Source organism: Candidatus Uabimicrobium amorphum (assembly GCF_009002475.1).
GTDB classification, from domain to species: domain Bacteria; phylum Planctomycetota; class Uabimicrobiia; order Uabimicrobiales; family Uabimicrobiaceae; genus Uabimicrobium; species Uabimicrobium amorphum.
Map to the genome: position 1 here is coordinate 6,387,390 of NZ_AP019860.1, position 20,594 is coordinate 6,407,983.

Sequence of the window (20,594 nt, forward strand, 5' to 3'; positions counted from 1 at the left end):
TTTAAATCGCATACCATTCATTGAAAAACTTTCTTTGATTTAATTTTCTTAAAAGATACAATGTTAAAATTTATACAATAACTTTGTGTATAGATCAAGATTTTATTCTCGTTCATAGAAAGGTAGTTTTGTGAAATCTTTGTTGCTTGCTCTTCTACTGATAACTTGTTTGATGTCACAGGAAAACAAATACGCGCTTCTCATAGGAATCAATCAATACAATGATAACAGAATACGCGATTTGAAAGGCTGTGTTAACGATATTCGTGCAGTTAAAAATTTGCTGACAAACAACTTTGGTTTTTCCCAAAATGCTCATGATGGTGTAAGGGAAAACATTATTACCTTACTAGACGGTGAGGCACGAGCACTTGGTATAAAAATGGCTCTTGACAGTGAAGATTCTCAACTAAAAAAATACATAGAAAGTACTCCTGATGAAGATGAAAAAGCCTATATTGAAAGCATAGAAAGTAAAATCGGTAATATGGGCATACTGCAAAGAGTGAAAGAAAATGACGGTGGGGTTGTCGTCATATACTTTAGTGGACACGGGGCACAAGTGACAGACAAAAATGGCGATGAAAGTGATGGGAAAGATGAAATTCTCGTCACCGCAAACACCAAATTAGGCCCTAATGCCTCAGGAAATTACCGCATTCTCGACGAGGACAATACGTCACATAACTATATTGTCGATGATTACATACACGAGATATTAAACAAACTCATTGCAGCAAAAGCGCGCGTTACGGTAATTTTTGATTGCTGCCACTCGGGAACAGCCACACGTGATTTGGAAGAACAATCCAAACAATTGCGCGTTGCCGTAGAAGCAGCAATAGAACGAGGAGAAGATCGTCCAGCTCCCGCAGGGAGTATTTTTATTTCGGCGTGCCAATCGCAGCAAGTCACGACCGAGCACGAGTTTGATAATGGAGAAAAAGCAGGCCTTCTTACTTATAACCTACTACAAGCGATAAGTGCCTTAGGAAAAAAACATAAGGAGATCACTTATAAACAGGTGTTTAACCACATACGTACCAAATATCGATCTAGCCGTGTTGTAAAGTCTATCCCCACAATAGAAGGCGATATGACACGAAACCTATTTGAAAGTACTTGTAGTGGTGTTGGCAAAGCTAAGGTGATTCAAACTCAGGAAATGGGCAGCATGCGTAAAGTGACACTTGACCGCGGTTCGTTTTCAGGAGTAACACCAGGGTCTATCTTCGCTTTGGAAAATAAATCTTTGTGTTATATCTCACAAGTACAACCGTTAACATGTACAGGAGAAATTCTCGAAGTAAACGACAAAAGACTGAGTATTTACCAAGATCTTTTGCAAAAATATATCGATGCAATTCCCAAAGAGGAGATTACATGGCCGAGTAATAAAGAATTGCACAACAACCAAAATTTGCTCTCTGCGCAAGAGATCGTACATCCGCGCAATTGGCATCTCAATCTATACATTACACAACAACCTCTAAAGCCCAAAAAAAATGATCGCACATCCAAAACTTTTTTTGAGCGCGAACAAACAAAATCACTACACTTTCCCCTAGAGGAATTGGGAAAAGCACAAGATTATAAAGCGTTGTACGATGCGATTGTCGAGTACCAGAAAAAAGGCATTGTGAAAATAGTCGACAAACGCGCATTGTCACAGGTGATTTTACAACTAAACAAAAACGTCGCCCAAGTGTATTGGAATGAAGGTTATTATACAGACTATGCCAATCGTATACGCTTTCCAGCATTTAGTAAAAAAGATGCAAAAACCTCAACAGAAAGTGCAGAAACTCTAGCAAAAAACCCTGCAGAAATTTTAAAAGAAATCCTGCAAAGATTTGGTAAAATTCGCAATTTGTTAAAAATACCTTCTTCAGATGAAAATTTAATAGACGTGGAATTGACAACCCCTAAAAAACCACGTCAGTATCTCCCGCAACTACATTCTGGCAATTGGCGTATTGGTTCGCATATTCAACACTTACAAGTCATCCCTACCCATGTTGTTTACGCCACTCATAAATCTGTTTTCGCGCAAAATACCCAAAACCACTTTGTAAGGTTTCCAACAAAACGCAGAAAAGTACTGGCACTAAAATCAATTCCCGATACATCTATCGTCGTATATTTAACAGACAAAAGCCTTTATGTGGTAGATGTTAATAGCAAAAAAGTAATACAGAATACTCGTATTCGCGGCGCTCAGAAAAATGGACTCGCGGTTACAGATCGTTTTCTCGCCATTGTACACAAAAAATCACCTGCTTATGTTATTAGCGTATGGGAAAAGACAAAAGATGCGTATAAATTTGTTACGGAAATACCAAGTAAATCAGTCATTACATCCGTAGCGATTCACGACGCAAAAAACATGCTGGCCTTTATCAAAACAACGATTCGTGTTAAAAAAAACAACGAAGTAAAAAGAAAATCTAAGATTTCGTTTTGGGATCTTCATCACAAAAAAAATATTGGAGATACCGAGAAATTTAAATCGAAAGCTAACTCGAGAATTTTTTTTAGTGAAACTCATTTATACTATGATACACAAGACAAAATTCATCGCATACCTCTCGCGGAAAATATAGTAAAGCAAGGCCATAAGCATTTTAAGAGAATTCGCAAAGGAGACGACGAAGAGGAACTTTTTGTGAGCTCTTTCCACAAAAACTACGCCATTGCAATTCAAAATTCGCAGATACGAGTGTATAACTTAGACCATCAGAAACAAGAGCCCCAAACAGAGACGTTGCGACGAGATGCCGTAGAAAAAGACTTAGGCAATGTAAGCGTGCAAGTCGTCACAGGAAAAAATCCCAAAATTGTGATTGCACATGACGGGCGCATTTATTTTCGCGCGTTGACAATTACATCAAATATACAAGAGGAAGAAAAAAAAGACTTAGAAAAACAACATGCGATTCCGCAGTTTTACGAAAGCGATCAATTTTCTATTCGCATAACAAACAACAGCTCAGAAAATTTAGATGTATATGCCATTTTTATTGGCACGGACTATAGTATTCAGTCCAAAAAAGCGCAAGATATCGCCGCTCATAAGCAAACAAAAATTGACATAACGTGTAATGTGGAAGGAGAAGAGCTATTTTCTACCGAAGGAGATTTTTCTACACTCGCAAAAATCGATGAAAAGACTGTCGCTAACATTCGTAAAAAACTACAAGTATACTATCCCGTAAGTGAACAATCATCGCTGAGCTTCCAAAAACAAGATTATGAGACTTGGCATTTTACATATATGGACACTGAGAATACCAAGCGTTACGGCATTTTACATGTATCTAATCAGGAAATGAAAGTTTCTATAAAAAAATTTGGAATGGAACATGTTAAGCTCGTCGCGTTGTCAGGTAGTACAGATTTCAAATTGTTTGATAGTTCTTTAAATGCACAGGGACTGAAATCACAAAAAGTTCGACTAAGAAGTTTAGAACAACAACCTCAATGGGGTACTTTTGATTTTTCTTTTGAGGTAATCCCTGATGAATCATCGGAAGAGTAAAGTGTTGCATTGGCAAAACAAACGAGCGTAGGGAGAAAATCTGTTTGAGTACAGATTTTCTCCGGGTACCATGATCTTTACTTCACCGTTTCCAATGGTACAATTTCCCATGATATGTCAATCGCACAATTTTGTGAATGAGCGCTATCATCCACGCTACGCACATTCCCTTTTTCACGTTTATTACCAAATAACAACGGCAAAATGCTGTGCAACATAGGATTTTTGTCTTCGAGGTCTTTATATTTTTGTGGTGGTAGATGTGCTTCTTCGATGCTTTGCGGAAACATGTCTCTTGAGTCTGTGGTTGCGAATATTTTTAGCCACTCCTGACCATATTGCGATACCGAAACCACGATATGTTCTTTGACATTTTCCACTGTAAACTCTCGCTGATTTTTTGAATCGTGGATTCTCCAAATCTCACCTTGTTGTTCCATTCGTTTGTTTGTCGAAAGAGGGTAGTACTGTGCAATTTGTTTACATATCTGCTGCACATAGTTTTGGTCCAGCTCTTTATTTTTGTCCATGCGAAACAACTCTGTTTTGGGTAAGGCAATTGTATACGCTAACGACCGAGAAGACTGCGCGAGAATATCATCTTCTTTACGCACGTGAATGCTATAATCACTGTTCATAAAAATTGAATAAATGTACATTGTATGTTCACTAGCATTGGCAATTTCGACATCGTAGTTTTGATTTGGTGTAAATCGTAACTGTGACTTTCCGTTGTGGCGAAGTAAGTTCCACATGTATAAATAATCATCCTCACCGTACGCAAAAATATATGGATACTTGGGGTGAGTGGTATAGCGTTTATATTCACCTTCTATTTTCCAGACGACTTTTTGTGTGCTGCAGTCAAATACTTTTATATATTCTTCATTGGCAAAGACCACATAATTTTTACCTATGGTGTTTAAATATTTGGGATTGCGCAACGGCAATATATTTTGCGGGGTGCCATCACTCCATTTTTGTAGATATCCTTTGTGACAATAAAACAAGTTACCATTGCACCAGGTGAAAAAGCGCCCCCCTGGAAGTGTGGTCATTTTTTTGCCATTGCGATACACATAAAGACTTTCATCGCTGCTCACCGCAAAATTATCAGCGGTGTCACAGGGCATAACATCGTCAATGTATTCCCCGATTGTAATATTCTGTTCTTTACGCAGAGTTGGATTCCATCGCCATATTTGCACCTTCCCCTCAGAAGTGGTAACAAACAACATGTCATTTTTTACTGCAATCGCTGTAAAAACTTCTTTTTGGGCAGCGATACTTGTCGCTAGTTTTTGCAATGTGCGATCCATAATCCATATTTTCTTTTTCGCCATGCAAAACAGCCTACCATCCTTCGAAAAGCAAATACGTAAAATCTTGTCCGATATGCGAAGTTTTTGCTGTTGTTTTTTGTATACATCATAAAGGTAGACTTGCCCGCCATCGACAAATGCCAGTTGACGTTTTTTCGGATTTACACGCATGTGTTTTATGGAGGAAATTTTTTGCCGCCATTGTGGTGTGCATATGATCTCTTTAGAGCTCCATACTGTTTTGTTTTGGCTGGTTACTTGGCAACTTAAATTGAATGCGAAATTGTCGACGTTAAAGTTGAGGAGATTACGTATTTTGTTGAAGCGTCTCAAGGTCTTCTGTAAATTCTCTTTGTCTTCATGCCCCAAGTAGATGGCACGAGTGTTTTTTTCAAATTTTCCTTCCACCCACACAACTTCAATATGTTTTTCACAAAAGCGAATGATCGTTTGTGTGCGTTCTTTTACAATACGAATAACATTTTGTTGTATATATTCGTTCAATCCATGATACATGGTGGGAAAGTTTTTTTGCAGTTGCGCCAATCCAACATGTTTTCCTTTTTCATTTTTCAAACTTACGCGCAGTTGTAGTCCCTCACCATTATGTAATAGCTCTACGGCATCGCCGTTGAGGTACTTGCGCGAAATACGTTTGCCACGTGTGCGTTTTTTTGCTGGAATCAAATCGCGATACATTGGCCATTCGCTCTCATCGATTAGATGCGCCTGGCAGCTAATGGCATCCACCTTGTCGACAACCACCAAGGGATGTTTTGAGCCTGTGGTGAGAGCGTATAAAGATCCTTTTGTCACTTGGTCATAGGCACCACGATTAAGCTCGACGCGATTGTCTTCCAGTACACGCAATACTTTTGCGGTGCGCTTTGCCTGGCAGCGACTGTCAAAGAGCTTTTTGCTAACGTTTCCTTCTATGGTAGGCACAGCGGGAATTTGTTTACGCGAATACATTTTTCGTAGTTGCAGGAATACATCATGATAGGTCATATCCGATTTTTTACGCGCGAGTTTTTTGACAGCATGAATAAAATGGTATGTGAGTAAGCCTCCGGTGCTACCATCGGGAAGTTTTTCCTCGGTGGTGATTTGAGAAGGGAGACAAGCAGATATAAATACACTTCCCGGTGGCGGAGGATTATCTTCGCCGCGTTTTCCGCGAACAACATGTAAATTGAGTTGTTTGTTATTGTTCTCTAAGTCGCGGATTCCTGTTCCCGAATGGCAACAGTCGAAAATGACAGTTGTATGCGCTCCTGCACGAGAGAAGTCTTGTAACTGTTTATCTAAATAATCATCACTAATATAATTTTGCGTAACAAAAAATGCGCCTTTGTATGTTTCAAAAACAGTATCGTGAGTGATCAGTACTTCGTCAAGACCATCCGCCTCGTCGAAATTCTCATCAGCAACTGTGGCGCCATGTCCACTAAAAAAAAGAACGAATTTGCTTCCACCGGCCTCTTGAGTTTTGCGGAGGAAATACTGTAGCTGATCTTTGATCTCCTGACTGGTGGCATTTTGTAACAACGCAACCTCCTCAAATTGAAATTGTTCGCGCAATAGACTCTGCATGGCGAAAGCATCGTTGATGCAACCTTGTAGCGCAGGGATTTCCTTATTTTTATATTCATTGATCCCGACCACTAACGCAAATTTGGGAGTTGTACTGGCAAAAATACAAGTCATACCGCAACAAAAAATGATTAAAGCTCTCATGATATCACCTAAAAGTTGTTTTTCTTTTCACATACAAAGAAAGACGAACACAAAACGAAAAAATACTAGACGTACATTTGTATACAAATATAATAGCTATATAAAATTTTTCAGTAAAACAAAAAATAGTATCTAAAAAAGGATTTGTGATGAAGCGAGTTATTTTTCTGTGTCTTTGCTTTATTTCTTTGCTGTTTGCACAAGAAAAGCAAATAAAAGGACGAGCCATTTTAATCGGAATCAACGAATACCCAGGACTTACCAACCAAAATTTAGAAGGTTGCGAAAACGATATTGCTCTTATGCAGCAACTTCTGGAAAAGTTTTCTTTTTCCGTAGACTCCATTCTAAACAAAGAAGCAAAAGCAAAAATAGTCTTGGACAAACTCAATAAGTTACCAGAACAGATGAATTCAGGAGAACACTTTGTATTGTTCTTTAGCGGACACGGCTCGCAAATCACCGATCACAATCAAGATGAGGCCGATGGCAAGGATGAAGTGTTGGTGATGCATGACACTGTAGAAAACAACAATAAGTTGCAAAATGTCATCAGCGACGACCAACTAAACGCTGTTCTAGAAAAGTTGACAGAAAAAGGTGTTCATAGCACGGTTATTTTTGACTGTTGTCACTCAGGAACAGGAGTGCGTATTGGTGGTAAGCAGGTAGAGAAAGGTTTGCACTACGACGTAAAACCTGCGAAAGTCATGGGCGTAGAAAAAGCACCAAGTGGCGTGGTTTTTATTGCCGCTTGCCAAGCAAATGAAGTGACACGTGAATACAATTTCAAAGGTACTTCAGGGACAACGTTGGAAAAGGAAGAAGAAAACATCACCAAATATGGGTTGTTTACCTTTCATTTGGTCAGAGCCATTGAAGAAGAAATGCAGAAGTACGAAGAGAAAAAGTTGGATTTGCAAAAGCAACGTGCGGTGGGAAAACAAATCAAAATACAGGAAATAGACCTTTTACCTACGTATCGTTCGGTCTTTCAACGCCTCAACTCGTATTATCGCGACATGCCCAACGCACCACTACCTTACCTCGAAGGCGAACATCATCTCAAATTGTTTTCGCAGGAAACAAGTTACTACGCAAAGATTTCGCAAATCAAAAGAATTTCCGCGGATAAAAAGTCACTAGAGCTCAATCGTGGAACAATTCTTGGTGTAACTCCGGGGTCTATTTTTTGTATTGCTCCTTCGACAAAAGTTGTACAACGATTGGATGAGTTAAAACTATCGTACAAACGCAAAGAACGCGATCCCAACGCGCCAGCGAAACACGCGGTGGTTATTGTTCAAAAGGCATCGGCGTTTGAGTGCCAGGCACGATGTATTACCGATGAAGAGGCGAAAGATCTTTTGAAATTAGAAGACCTTGTGCCCTATGCGGAGAAGTATCTGAAAGATCTTAGATCCGTGGATCTAAATAGCTGGCATGCCATTGAAATTGCTCACAATTACAATAATTTAAAACTCAATGTTGTCTTGGATACGGTACAAAATCTCGGAAAAGAGAGCCAATCACTTAACATCACACAACTCCCCGAAGATATACAAAAAAAACTACAACAATTACAAAAAGAAAAAGTCATTACCGTTGTCGAAGACTTTACCATTGCCGACGTGATTGTGCGTTATGAAGAAAAAACCCAACAACTCTACGTGCTATGGGCACACGGTGACCAAATTTCCGCAGTAAATCGCATGCGCTTACCCCAAGTTTCTCTCGTGGAAAACCCCAAGGCCGCGGAAGAAGCGGAATATATCTTGATGCGCTTTCACAAGATTCGCAATCTCAACGCCCTAACGCCACCAAAACACTACGTCGATGCCAGTGTACGCTTGATTCCCATTATCGAAGACAGCTACGGTTGGTGGCAATGGCAGGGAGACAAAGTACTGTGGGACAGTGAGGCGGCAACAAATTTACAAATCGAAGATTTGAAAAATACATTTACACCTCTTCCACAAACACGCAAAGTCGTTCACGCACCAACAAAAAATATCTTGGCGGTGATCGCCAAAGAAAACTTAGGTTTTTGGGATTTAGCACAGAAGAAATACACCCATAAATGGTCGGAAAAAATAAAAAAACTGGTCTTTGATCCTAGCGGAGAGTACTTTGCATGCGCGACAAACAAACAGGTGTCTATCCGCCGCATAGACAATCCACAACAAACATTAAAACAAATCGAATACCGCGCCGCGTTTCTGCATTTTTCCAAAGACAATCACCTCATCATTTCCTCATTTGATAACGCCGTACTGTGGAATTGGCAAAGTGACGATAAACCGCAACAATTATATAGTCTCGAAGATGATATTCTGGCATTTGATTATAATAGCCATCATCATATGATTGCCATTTCTTACGAAAATCAAACCAGACTATGGGACGTGGCCAACAACAAAGAGTTTGATATTTTCTTGCCAGAATCGCAAAAGATTATTTTCAACAACGACAAATTGATTCTAGGTGTGGGCAAAGACATCAAACTATACAACCTTTCATCACCCATGGACAACAAATTTGCCGACAAAAAACCAGCCGTACTACGCGGACATAGCATCGACGTCAATCATATTGCTTGCCATACACAACAGGGTTCTACCAACGGCATTATTCTTGTTTCTGCGGACAAAGACGATGAAGTACATTTTTGGAACATCGCGAAGAGTAAGCCATGCAAAATAAAACGCTTTCGCAAAAATACGCCAAAAGTAGAGGAAAATGAAGAACAATACGAAGTTGAGCAAGATGTGATCTCTCTAGTATTTCTCGGTGAAGACCAAGTCTTACGTTTAGGAAAAAAAAGCCATCAGCACTGGAGAATAAAAACCGAACAACAAATGTTCCACTACTCCAACCAGTTTGAGCACGGACAAAAATTTGGTATTGAGTTCACCAACAATAGCGAATACCCACTGTTTCCGATACTTATATACCTAACCGATGACTTAGAAGCTAAGTTAATTTTTCCGCCGGAACACCTAATCGAAGACTACGACGTACCCGCAAAATCGAAAAAATTTATCATTCCGTTGAGTATCAACGCGCTGAATTCGTTCGGGCGCGAGATGATTAAGGTGATTGCCACCACAACACCGCAAAAAAATCTCAAAGAGGTCGAATACTACCGCCTAGCCTCCGATCGCGCCACTGAAGAATCGGCCACGGAACGTACGGTGTTTGGCAAACTACTCTACAAATCCATCTTCGGGCAAAAACGCCAAGAAAAAGAAACAAGTGTACGCAGTAGTGTACGTATCCAAAGTGAGATGAAATGGAATGCCTTTACCATTCAATGGGATCGCTGTTATTTTAAACTCGACAAAAAATACTACGCAGACATACTCAAACAACAAATCAGTGATGAATTGCGTGGCGCATTTCGCGAAAAGCTCGAAAGAGTGGCAGAGCTTGAAAAAGACACCAAAACAGAAACGCCACACCCAATCGCTCTGGGGAAAAACTTGCGTTTAGAACGGGAACCGAAGGGAAATAAATGGATTTTACGCGATCAGGAAAATAAGCGTCTGTATTATTTTGTGTATCAAAAAGATGAATTGTTGGTTTACTGGCGTTCATTGTAAAATTTTGGGATAGATGTCAGCACGCTAGATGTTGTGGATCAGAAAAACCGCGAGAACTTTCTGATCCACACCACCAAATACTAGTGGGTCATCCGATTTGAAAATGACAATTTTTTACTCTGAGTGTCACTCCTGACTCGATCAGGAGTCTACGAATATAAGTGTGAGTGTCACTCCTGACTCGATCAGGAGTCTACAAAAATAAGTGGATTCTGAATCAAGTTCAGAATAACCGTTTGCTGAGGTAAACCCCAGTTTTATTGGGCCGGAACTACCACAAGGTGTCATTCCTGCGAACGCAGGAATCGACAATATGAAATTAACTTCAAAACGCCTGGATCCCTCATCAAGTAAGGGATAACAGTCCGCGGTAGTTTTGTATATGGGAAAAAGGACTCCTAAAGCTATGCTTGACCAAATTCGAACAGCTGATAAAAAACAACGTTTGAAAAAATGCCTTGGTAGTTTAAGCAGTCAAAAAATGAAACAAGTGGATGCTGCCATTCGTGTGAGCTTGGATGTATAACTCATCTGCGTTTTGGGAAATGAATAATGCAAGAAGAAAAAGATGCGACATTTTCACATAAAAAAACACTGGCAAACGAAGAAGCAAACAAAACATTTTCACATGAAAAAACAGTGCTTCCCCAACAAAATGAGCAAATACTTTCTGGTGAAAAAAAGAATGACCAAATCGTTGACGTAAAAAAAACTGAACCAATGAGTCATGACAGCGAGGACTACGAAATTCTAGACGAAATTGCGCGTGGTGGAATGGGAATTGTTTTTCGTGGTAAGCAATACAGTTTACAGCGTGAGGTCGCGATAAAAAAAATAATGGATCACGACAAAAACAAAAAGAAAAGTTTTGTTTTTGAGTCTCTCGTTACTGCTTTTCTCGATCACCCAAATATTGTTCCTGTGTATGAATTAAAGCAATCCTCCAGGCAGGTGATGTTGGCGATGAAGCTTGTTGGTGGTGTCCCATGGAGCACTTTACTTCATCCAAAAACAGCAAAGGAGCGCGAACTTGCTGCGCGTTATGATCTACAAGATCACTTCAATATCTTGTTTAGTGTGACGAATGCAATAGATTTTGCGCACAACAAAAAAATTGTTCATTGCGATTTAAAACCTTCAAATGTCATGATCGGTGAATTTGGTGAGGTTTTAGTGATGGATTGGGGTATTGCGGTGGATATCGATGACAGTAGAGTTGATTCTCCCAAGGCATTTCACAGATCGCATATCAGACATCCAATGGGAACCCCAAGTTATATGCCCATTGAGTTAGCTCGTGGTCAGGGCCGTGATATTGGGCCATGGACCGATGTGTATTTGTTAGGTGGTATTTTGTATGAAATCTTAACGCGAAAGGCCCCAAACACTGGCGAAAACATCCTACAAATTTTGGCAAAACTGACCGACGAATTGCAGCTAAAATTTGATGAAAATATACCGGAAGAGATTCGGAAAATTTGTGTTCGCGCATTGCAAAAAAATAAAGAGAAACGTTATCAGACTGTTCAGGAATTAAAAAAGGAAATAGAAGACTTTATAAAGCATAAACAAAGTATTGAGATAAGCACAAGAGCGCGCAAGTCTCTAGCAATAAGTCTTGACAAAATTAAACAATTGCAGAAAAGTCGCAAAAAAGTAGATGGATATGAACGTATCTACAATGATTTATCTAGTACGATTGCCTCTTTCCAAGAGTCCTTAAAATTGTGGACAGGTAATACGCGAGCTCGCGAAGGGGAGTATCTAGCGCGTTTGTCGTATTTAAAATTTGCTTTGTCTAATCAAGATATTGCAATTGCAAAATCACAACTTCCAGAAATAAAAAAATTTACCACCACACAAAATGCGATTGATATTAAAAATATCGAACAGCATATCGAAGAAAAAGACTATGAGAAAACAAGTATCGCCTATATCTGGAGTCGTTTTAAATTTGCTTTTTTGGTGTATGGAGTTATTTTTTGTCTTTTTTTTGTAAAAGAAACAAGTGCTAATACCCAAGATCAAGATCGATATGTAATAGGAACTTTTTTGTTTTTAGCTTCTATTTTTGCTTTGTTATCTTTACATTTTACGATCAAACAAATTTTATTAATTACCGGTAAAGTATTCTCTTCTATTGTCGCAGCAATCGCTTTATTCAAAATTCTTGTTATACTGGTAACTTTGCTCTACGCAGGTTACCAATTAGCTGTTGGAAATGAAAACTCGTTTTTACAAAAACCGCAACAATCAGTAGGGAATACATTACCCAAATTACCAAGCAAATCACAGGATTCGCAGGATGTATCAACAGAGTTGAAAGAATCACAGCAATTGTCGAAAGCGAAGCCGGTCATCCCCAAAGAAAATGTAAAGTTCCGTTATGAACTCACAAAAAACGACCAAGAAAAATTAATTTTAATTGCGCGACAAAAAAGTCGACTTCCTGACTACAAAAAAATTGTAGCATCATGGAAATGTGCAGATTGCCATAAACGAGCAATTGAGGTATGGAAGAAAACAGCACACTATCAAACGTATAATGAATTGCACAAACGTCCAAGTAGTAAACATATAATTAAGCGTTTGGGGTTAAGAGGTAGTCTAAAACGCAATGACTTATGTCATCGATGCCACTACACTCGTGATGAAGTACGTGGCAAGCCGAAAGTTGTTTCCGGTGTATCATGTGAATCATGCCATGGACCAGGAAAAGATTGGGTAAATGTTCACAATGATAAAAATGTACCAAAAGATGTACGCCGTAAACAATCGATAAAACTAGGTATGGGTAACCCTACAAACATTTATTTAATCGCACAAACTTGTTATGAATGTCACAGTGTTCCTGACGAAAAACTTGTCAACGTGGGTAAACACAGTATAGATAATTCTTTCGAGCTAGTACGTTGGTCGCAAGGAACTGTGCGTCATAATTTCATTTCTGGCCGTAACGAAAAAAACAGTTTCAGGTCTGCGCATGAACTACAAACAATGTTTGTCGTTGGGGCCATGCTAGATTTGGAATATGCCCTACGTGGTCTTGCTAAAGCCACGACTCCAGGTAGGTATGCCGCGCATATGCGTGGTAAAGTGATCTCAACCTATGAAAAACTCAAAGATGTCTATAAATTAATCCCTCATACTCTAGAATTAAAACTACTGTTATACCATTTGCGAAAAATGGAGTTACAAAATTTCAAAAATATAGAACAATGTGCAAATTTAATTACCTTACAGGCAAAAAAATTCTCAAATCGTCATAAGAACTATGATTTGTCCAAGATAGACCACCTCGTACCAAAAAGTTATAAATAGAATTGTAGGAACTATAGCAAATGGACGCAGAAGAAACCAAAGATTTATGGTGTAAGATACTCTCCGATGACCAGATGAAAAACGGAAGTGTACAAAAGACTTATAGAGGACTTCGTTTCGAAAAATTAATTGATAATGATGAAAAAAATGACGTTGCACCAAATGACGTTACACCAAAAGTGCAGGGCGATCAAAATTTTACGAACCTAAATAAACAAAAAAATATTGCCCACGATAACGAAGAAAAAATTACAAAAAAAACTGAGCGTGCTACATCCATTGATCAAAAGCCCAGAGACAGTTTTGAGTCTTCTGTAAAAACCTATGACGATGACAACGAAGATGAAATAGTTGAATATGACGCTGTAAAACAAAGCGTTTCAAGTCTTTCTACCAAGGATTTTTTGGAAGCAGGATATTATAAACGCAGTTTGATACTACGTAGCGTTTTATCTATAGCTCACTTCATCAAACGGGTCTTTTCTTATATCGCAACAACAATAGCAAAGATAAAACCGTCCTACATCGCCATTATTGTTTCTGTTACGATCTTTGCCACTATGGCGATTCATTTTTCGCGGTTGGGAAAATTAACATCCGTGCATGCCGCGATCGACGTAGGTAAACAAAATTGCCATTATTGCCACTCACAGACGAAAAATTCGCGTGAAGATGCTTTGCAATGTACGATTTGCCATCAACAAGCCTACAATAACTCAGCAGAATTAAATGTTCATGGATTGTCAAATGAAGATTGGCAACAACACAACCGTCAATTTTCTATACCCAAAAACAATACGGACGGATCTTTTGCAAAAACATTAGAGCAAGCAAGTATTTTAAAAAAAACAAATCACCTCCCACAACTAGCATGTTCTGCTTGTCACAAGGAGCATCAAGGGCGTAATTTTGATCTGACAAAATTGAGCAATAAAAAATGTCAAACATGCCACACACAAAAGTTTAATGGTTTTTCTACGAATCACCCCGATTTTGTGCGCTATCCTTACAAACGACGTACAAATATTATGTTTGATCATAAAACGCATTTTAATAAATATTTTGTAGACAAAAAAGAGGAGGGGGTACAAAATATACCCAACAAATGCGATGCATGCCATAGCGGTCATAGACAGTTTATGGGGATTAGGAGTTTTGAGGAAACATGCAAGCAGTGTCACAATGAGGACATTTTTAAATTTGACGAAGACATCGATGTTCTGCGTTTTCCCGGTTTTCTAATGGAAGACTTTTATGCATACTCCCGACAGCTTAAAATACGTCCCCAATTCAAAAAATGGCCGTCTGTATATGAAGAACTCTCCGGAGAATCTACAGAATTTATGCGTCTATTGTTGTCCAAAGACAAAGAGCTTGAAGACGAAGACATAAATGAATACTTAGAAGTATACTTCTATGATACCATCGCTGAATCTCCAGGTGACGAGGATCGAAATGAGATCAAGGCAATGAATGCATATGTCATTATGATAAAACGTCTTTGTGATGAAATTGCGAAAGAAGATAGTTCGGCTTTAAGTGAACGTTTACAAAAGGTTCTTAAAGTCCCTATGGACAATCAAAAATTGAAAAATCTATTTCCCGATGTTTCGAATATGTTGGAAGTGATTCGATCTCGTATTATTCCACCGATTAACCCGAGAAAAAATGAACGATTCAATGCTTTCGAGTTTGAAGAAAAAGAAGCTCCTACTGGTTGGTATTTCTATTCTTACACTTTAAAATATCGTCCACATAAACACCGCGACCCGATGATGAAGGCATGGTTAGATTTGATGGCAAAAACTTATAACACCGACAAGATCAGCACCGAAGATGAAGCCAACGGCAACACCCATTATATCATGCGCACACTAGATCGTTGTTTGAAATGCCATAGCGTAGAGAAAGCGGAACAGCGAAATTCAGTGTTGAAAATCAATTGGAAGCCTAGTTCACCAAAATACGCACCTAAATTTACACGTTTTTCACATCAACCTCACATCTTAGTACAAAAGGACTGTTATTCGTGTCACACCTTCAACAAATACTTTTACAAAGATGTCTATGACAGAGCTTTTTATGAAAATGACGATCCCAAAAAATTTATGAATGAGTTTAAATTTATCACCAAAGATTTATGCAGTAAATGCCATAATCACAACATAGTCGGAGAAAATTGCACATCTTGTCACAACTACCATGCGACACCGTTTAAAAAGAAACTTTATGGCTCTGCTAATTTAGTGATGAATCAAGTGGATGATACAGTAAAAAATAAAAACAATGTGATTACGCACAATGCTCCGCGAAAAAAAAATATACATGGGGAAAACAACAAAAAAAATACCAGTACAAAAACTGTAAAATCAGAGAAGACAAAACCCTCCGAAAACAAAACGTCGCAGCACAAACCAAAAAATGGTTCATTGTCATCGCAAGAGATACAACAAATTAAAAAGATTTCTGCCATCAAAAATATACCAAGAAATGACAAAAAGACTGTGGGTGCTGAAAAATGTAGCGAATGTCACAAACAGCAAAAGAAAGTTTGGGAAAACACACGTCACCATAAGACTTACGATGAACTAGATGAAAATGTACACGCAAAGCAAATATTGCAAAACTTAGGTATCGAAGAAAAGCCACGCAAAAGTAAACGTTGTTCTGATTGCCACTTTACACAACGACACGACGGTAACAGTGTCGTGAATATTTCCGGAGTGTCCTGCGAATCTTGTCATGGAGAAGGAAAAGATTGGTTGTTGCTTCACGCCGATAAAACAAAAGACAAAGCCAAACGGCGCCAAGCCAGTGAAAAACTTGGAATGAAAAATATCGAAGACATCTACTCCATTGCGGAGCAATGCTACAAATGCCATACGATAATAGATGAAGAATTAATCAATGTTGGCGGGCATAAATCCGACAGTAAATTTGAGCTGGTTAGCTGGTCACAAGGTTCGATACATCACAAAGTCTCACAAAAAACAACACAAGAGAAACTTCGCGTTACATTTATCATAGGTTTAATGCTCGATTTAGAATACGCTCTTCGCGGTCTTTTAAAAGTCACAAAACCGGGCAAATATTACAATACAATGCAGCAAAAAGTCAACAACGCGTATACAAAACTACGTGCTGCAAACACCCAGTTAGGTAAAGTCGCAGAGATTCAAGAACTTGTTTCCTTATTAAAAAGGCTGAATATGAAAAATCGTAAGCACTTAGAGATGGGAGCGAGTGTAATTACATTTAAGGCACGACAGTTTATCAAGAATAATGATGGTAGCAAGCTAGGTTCTATTGATGGTTTTATTCCCAAAAATTATAAATAAAGCGCTGCAAAAAAGGAAAAAACGTGAAAGTCCAACTAACTCTGTTGCAAAAACACCTTGGGGATTTCTCTTATTATCTCAAGTCTCTCAATTACAACACCACCATTGATCAACTCTATTCGGTGCAAAATCTGATGATTGGTTTTGTATCTGCAGGGCGCGAGTCGATGGAAATGCAAGAACTTGTGCGTTACATTGCACCGGTGATGTGCGTATCCCCTACTCAATTGCAAGAGTTTCCCGCGCACTTCGCGCAGTTCTATCGTCCGCTTGCTCCACAAGAAAGGGTCACTGAAAAAGAGAAAGCCAAACCAGTTGTTTCCGCAACTGAGGAAGAACCTTCGCCTTTGCAAAAGATGCGTTTTGCTCCTTTGTTTGTGTCATTTTTATTGGCGATAAGCGTGATTGTTTTTGTCGTAAATTACTTTTCCGATACACATATTGTACCTACAAAAGAAATTCGCGGCGTGGTCGTTAACAAATACGGGCGTCCTATTACGCATGTCAAAGTTACCTTTGCCGACAATAGTGTGCTAAGTGATGCTAGTGGGGCATTTTCATTGCCACTCGCCACCGACGTTTCCAAAGTGGAATTGCAATTCTCTCATGATAACTATCAACCCATAGTCAAAGAATTTGAGCCTGAAGAAAACATAAACAACCTCGGACGCATAGCAATGAATAGCTTCGTACTGTCAGGCGTTGTACGCAACCAAAAATATCAGCCTATTTCTAGCGCGCAGGTGACAATCGATACTGGACATCGTACTATGACCAATGCGAGTGGAAAGTATCGTATCGAATTTTACACACCTCAACAAGAGATTACCGCACGCATTTCTCATACAGAATACCAAACGCTAGCGCAGGAAATAGTAGTGCAAGATGGTGTGGTATTGGTGTCGCAACTACGAAAAGTACCGAAGCAAAAAATTGCCATTGCAGTGCGTGATGAGCAAAATCGTGGAGTACCTAACTGCGAAATTGAATTTGCTGGACAAAATGTGCGCAGTGACACCAACGGTAACGCTGTTATAGAGTATATCCCTACGGCAGAGCGTACAATGCAGGTTCGCTCAGCAAATCATCTCTTGTGGACACAACAAATTACTGTTGGACAAACAAAGGTTAACGTACGTCTTATTTCGATACCGGTATATGTCATTAGCGGTCAAATTGTCGACGAAAAAAACACAGTTGTTCCTAGGGCATGGATCGAATGTGCCCAGACGCGTGTACAAAGTGATCGCCAAGGTAAATTTACACTTAAATTACAAAGTCGTACACGTAGCACGACGCTCAATATTACACATCCGAATTACCTCAGCAAAAATATTGAGGTGGCTCTCGATCAAAATCGTGTGAACACCGGAACGATTTCACTTTCTCCGCGACAATTTGCCATTTTTACCTTCTTGTCCAATCTTTCCAGTAGTGACTATGCGGTGATGAAGTATCCTCCCTTTCCGTTGCTGTGGTGGATTATTCTAATTACTTTTGTTTTTATCATTGGTTACGTTGTATTGTGGAAAAAACGCCGTTATAGCTATCCTCTTTTAATGGTACAAAAGCATGACAGCGAAGAACATTTGGAGATCAAAAACCGTCGTAAATTATACGCTACGCCTATTCAGATGCCAGGAATTCAAAACTTACAGCAAAGTCGCTATATTTTTTCCCACAAGATTGACTACGAGAAAACGGCGGTGACGACGGCAAATAACGCCGGGCTATTTACCCCCATATACGAAACACGTAAACAAGCTCCGCACTATCTCGCTCTCATTGATCGCACACAAAGCGAAGATCACCATGCGCGTTGGGCAGAAGAGATGCTATCACTACTAATAGCGCAAGGAATTCAAGTAAAAAAAGTGTTCTTTGAATCCGACCCGCGCACTTGTTATGATCCTTACCGCGACGAAAATCTCTCTTTGCGGCAATTGTTGTACCAATACCCACAACATCGTTTGCTGATCTATAGTGACGGTGACGGCTTGATCGATGAATACACCGGACAAACGCATACGTGGGCAAATACTCTACAGTACTGGAGTGTGTCGACGTTGTTTACTCCGCAGCAAATAGTGAACTGGGGATACAAGGAGTGGCTACTCATGGACCTCGACATAACGGTTCTTCCCGGAAACCAAAAAGGGGTGGACACCTTTTGTGAAATGATCGCCGGCAAAAAGTTTCGCTCTGTCGACCTCGTCGACTATTCGCCTAAATTACCTCCGATTTTACAACAAGACCCACAACAGTGGTTGAACGAAGATACTCCAACACGTAAAATTTGCAAACAACTGCAACAACAACTACGCAGGTATCTTGGAGATGTTGGTTACTACTGGTTACAAGCATGCGCTGTTTCCCCAAAAATCAATTGGCAAACCACGATGTATCTTGGACAAACACTACAACATGGTAGCCATTCAGTTTTTAGTGAAGAAAGACTCAACTCCTTGAGCTTGTTACCATGGATGCGGTACGGAACTATGCCGCAATGGTTACGTATATTGTTGGTAAAGCAATTATCTCCGTCGCAATACGCCGCCGTGATGAACGGCTTATTAACAAAAGGGGCCCTGGGAAATTTATTTTTATCACACACCGATAACATAACACAGATTTTTCATACTTTGGTGAATAAAAAACAGCAAGAGTTTTACACAATGCTATATAACACGCTACCACGTAATTTGCAAAATCAACACAAATACCAAAAATGGATAACATTTGTACTTTGTACCTTGCTGTTTGCTTTTGGTGGAATATACTGGCGTAGTTTAAATTTGACAAAACGAAAAGATGTTAATTTACCTTTAGCCAATGTACTTAATAAATATTGGAAGACAGATTTAGCGTTGTGGCAAAAGTGTTGGAATGGTGATAAAGGGTATTGGGATTTTACGATTGATGAATGGGTCCAGCTACCACATCAAAGACAAGTAGAGGTAGCGCAAATTTATCAGAAGTGGTATGCGCAGGAAAAGGGGTTGAAATTGACGAAGGTCTTGGAACGCAGTGGTGTGAAGTTTGTGTTAAAGATGATTCCACCGGGAAAGTTTTGGAGGGGCTCTACTGAGGATAAAAAGGATAGTAAAGCACGGCATAAGGTTTGGATTAGTGAGGTGTATTGGGTAGGAGAGACGGAGGTAACCCAAGAACAGTGGCAGGCTGTTATGAGGGTGAATCCATCTGACTTCAAAGATGTGGGCTTACAGGGGCCAGTGGAGAAGGTGTCCTGGTACGATTGCCAAGAGTTCTGCAAAAAAGCGGAGATGAGGTTATTGACGGAGGCAGAGTGGGAGTATGCTTGTCGTGCTGGAACAACGCGAGCGTATAACTTGGGCGATAGTGTATCTTCGGAGAAGATAAACTGTCAAGGAGGAGAGGATCGACGAAAAACTACAACGGCAAAAAGTTTAGCCAACATGAATAGTTGGGGGTGTTATGATTTTCATGGCAATGTGTGCGAGTGGTGTGGTGACTGGTATGGCGACTATGATGTTGTTGAACAAAAAGACCCCAAGGGGGCTATAGAAGGTTCGTTACGAGTGCTTCGTAGCGGCGGCTGGAACGACACAGCCAGTGACTGTCGATCGGCGAAACGTTACAGGCTGCCACCACGTAGCCGTTACAACATTTTGGGTTTGCGCCTATGCATTTCGGGTTTAAAAGATAAATAGAAAGTGACTTTTACACACAAAATACAGAGGTGCCAAAAATGGAT

At 39.6% G+C, this 20,594-nt stretch carries 7 protein-coding genes; 6 read left to right on the top strand and 1 reads right to left on the bottom strand.

Going from position 1 to position 20,594, the window contains the following annotated elements; genetic code table 11:
* Window positions 1-130: 130 nt before the first annotated feature.
* Window positions 131-3,538: a caspase family protein gene (locus UABAM_RS22830; RefSeq protein WP_151970308.1), complete on the top strand. Its 3,408-nt coding sequence runs from the start codon at window positions 131-133 to the stop codon at window positions 3,536-3,538.
* Between the two features lie 77 nt (window positions 3,539-3,615).
* On the opposite strand, the gene UABAM_RS22835 is transcribed toward UABAM_RS22830, so the two are convergent.
* Window positions 3,616-6,597, bottom strand: coding sequence for a caspase family protein (locus UABAM_RS22835; protein ID WP_151970309.1), 2,982 nt, complete (start codon window positions 6,595-6,597; stop codon window positions 3,616-3,618).
* A 149-nt stretch (window positions 6,598-6,746) separates the two neighbouring features.
* On the opposite strand from UABAM_RS22835, the gene UABAM_RS22840 reads away from it, so the two are divergent.
* The 5 genes from UABAM_RS22840 (at window position 6,747) to UABAM_RS22860 (ending at window position 20,550) form a co-directional block, all read left to right on the top strand.
* Window positions 6,747-10,199 carry a caspase family protein gene (locus tag UABAM_RS22840; RefSeq protein WP_151970310.1) on the top strand — a complete coding sequence of 1,151 codons (3,453 nt, stop codon included), beginning with the start codon at window positions 6,747-6,749 and terminating at the stop codon, window positions 10,197-10,199.
* Window positions 10,200-10,605: 406 nt separating this feature from the next.
* On the top strand, window positions 10,606-10,725 hold the full coding sequence (locus tag UABAM_RS22845; protein ID WP_173013510.1) for a type II toxin-antitoxin system PemK/MazF family toxin: 120 nt from the start codon (window positions 10,606-10,608) through the stop codon (window positions 10,723-10,725).
* A 26-nt stretch (window positions 10,726-10,751) separates the two neighbouring features.
* On the top strand, window positions 10,752-13,520 hold the full coding sequence (locus tag UABAM_RS22850) for a protein kinase domain-containing protein (RefSeq protein ID WP_151970312.1): 2,769 nt from the start codon (window positions 10,752-10,754) through the stop codon (window positions 13,518-13,520).
* 20 nt (window positions 13,521-13,540) lie between these two features.
* Window positions 13,541-16,858: a multiheme c-type cytochrome gene (locus tag UABAM_RS22855; RefSeq protein WP_151970313.1), complete on the top strand. Its 3,318-nt coding sequence runs from the start codon at window positions 13,541-13,543 to the stop codon at window positions 16,856-16,858.
* Window positions 16,859-16,881: 23 nt separating this feature from the next.
* Complete coding sequence (locus tag UABAM_RS22860; protein WP_151970314.1) at window positions 16,882-20,550, top strand: SUMF1/EgtB/PvdO family nonheme iron enzyme; 3,669 nt, start codon at window positions 16,882-16,884, stop codon at window positions 20,548-20,550.
* Window positions 20,551-20,594 lie beyond the last annotated feature (44 nt).

Excerpts from the sequence above, each read along its gene's own strand:
- UABAM_RS22835 (WP_151970309.1), bottom strand. The coding sequence starts at position 6,597 with ATGAGAGCTTTAATCATTTTTTGTTGCGGTATGACTTGTATTTTTGCC.
- UABAM_RS22840 (WP_151970310.1), top strand. The coding sequence starts at position 6,747 with ATGAAGCGAGTTATTTTTCTGTGTCTTTGCTTTATTTCTTTGCTGTTT.
- UABAM_RS22845 (WP_173013510.1), top strand. The coding sequence starts at position 10,606 with ATGCTTGACCAAATTCGAACAGCTGATAAAAAACAACGTTTGAAAAAA.
- UABAM_RS22850 (WP_151970312.1), top strand. The coding sequence starts at position 10,752 with ATGCAAGAAGAAAAAGATGCGACATTTTCACATAAAAAAACACTGGCA.
- UABAM_RS22855 (WP_151970313.1), top strand. The coding sequence starts at position 13,541 with ATGGACGCAGAAGAAACCAAAGATTTATGGTGTAAGATACTCTCCGAT.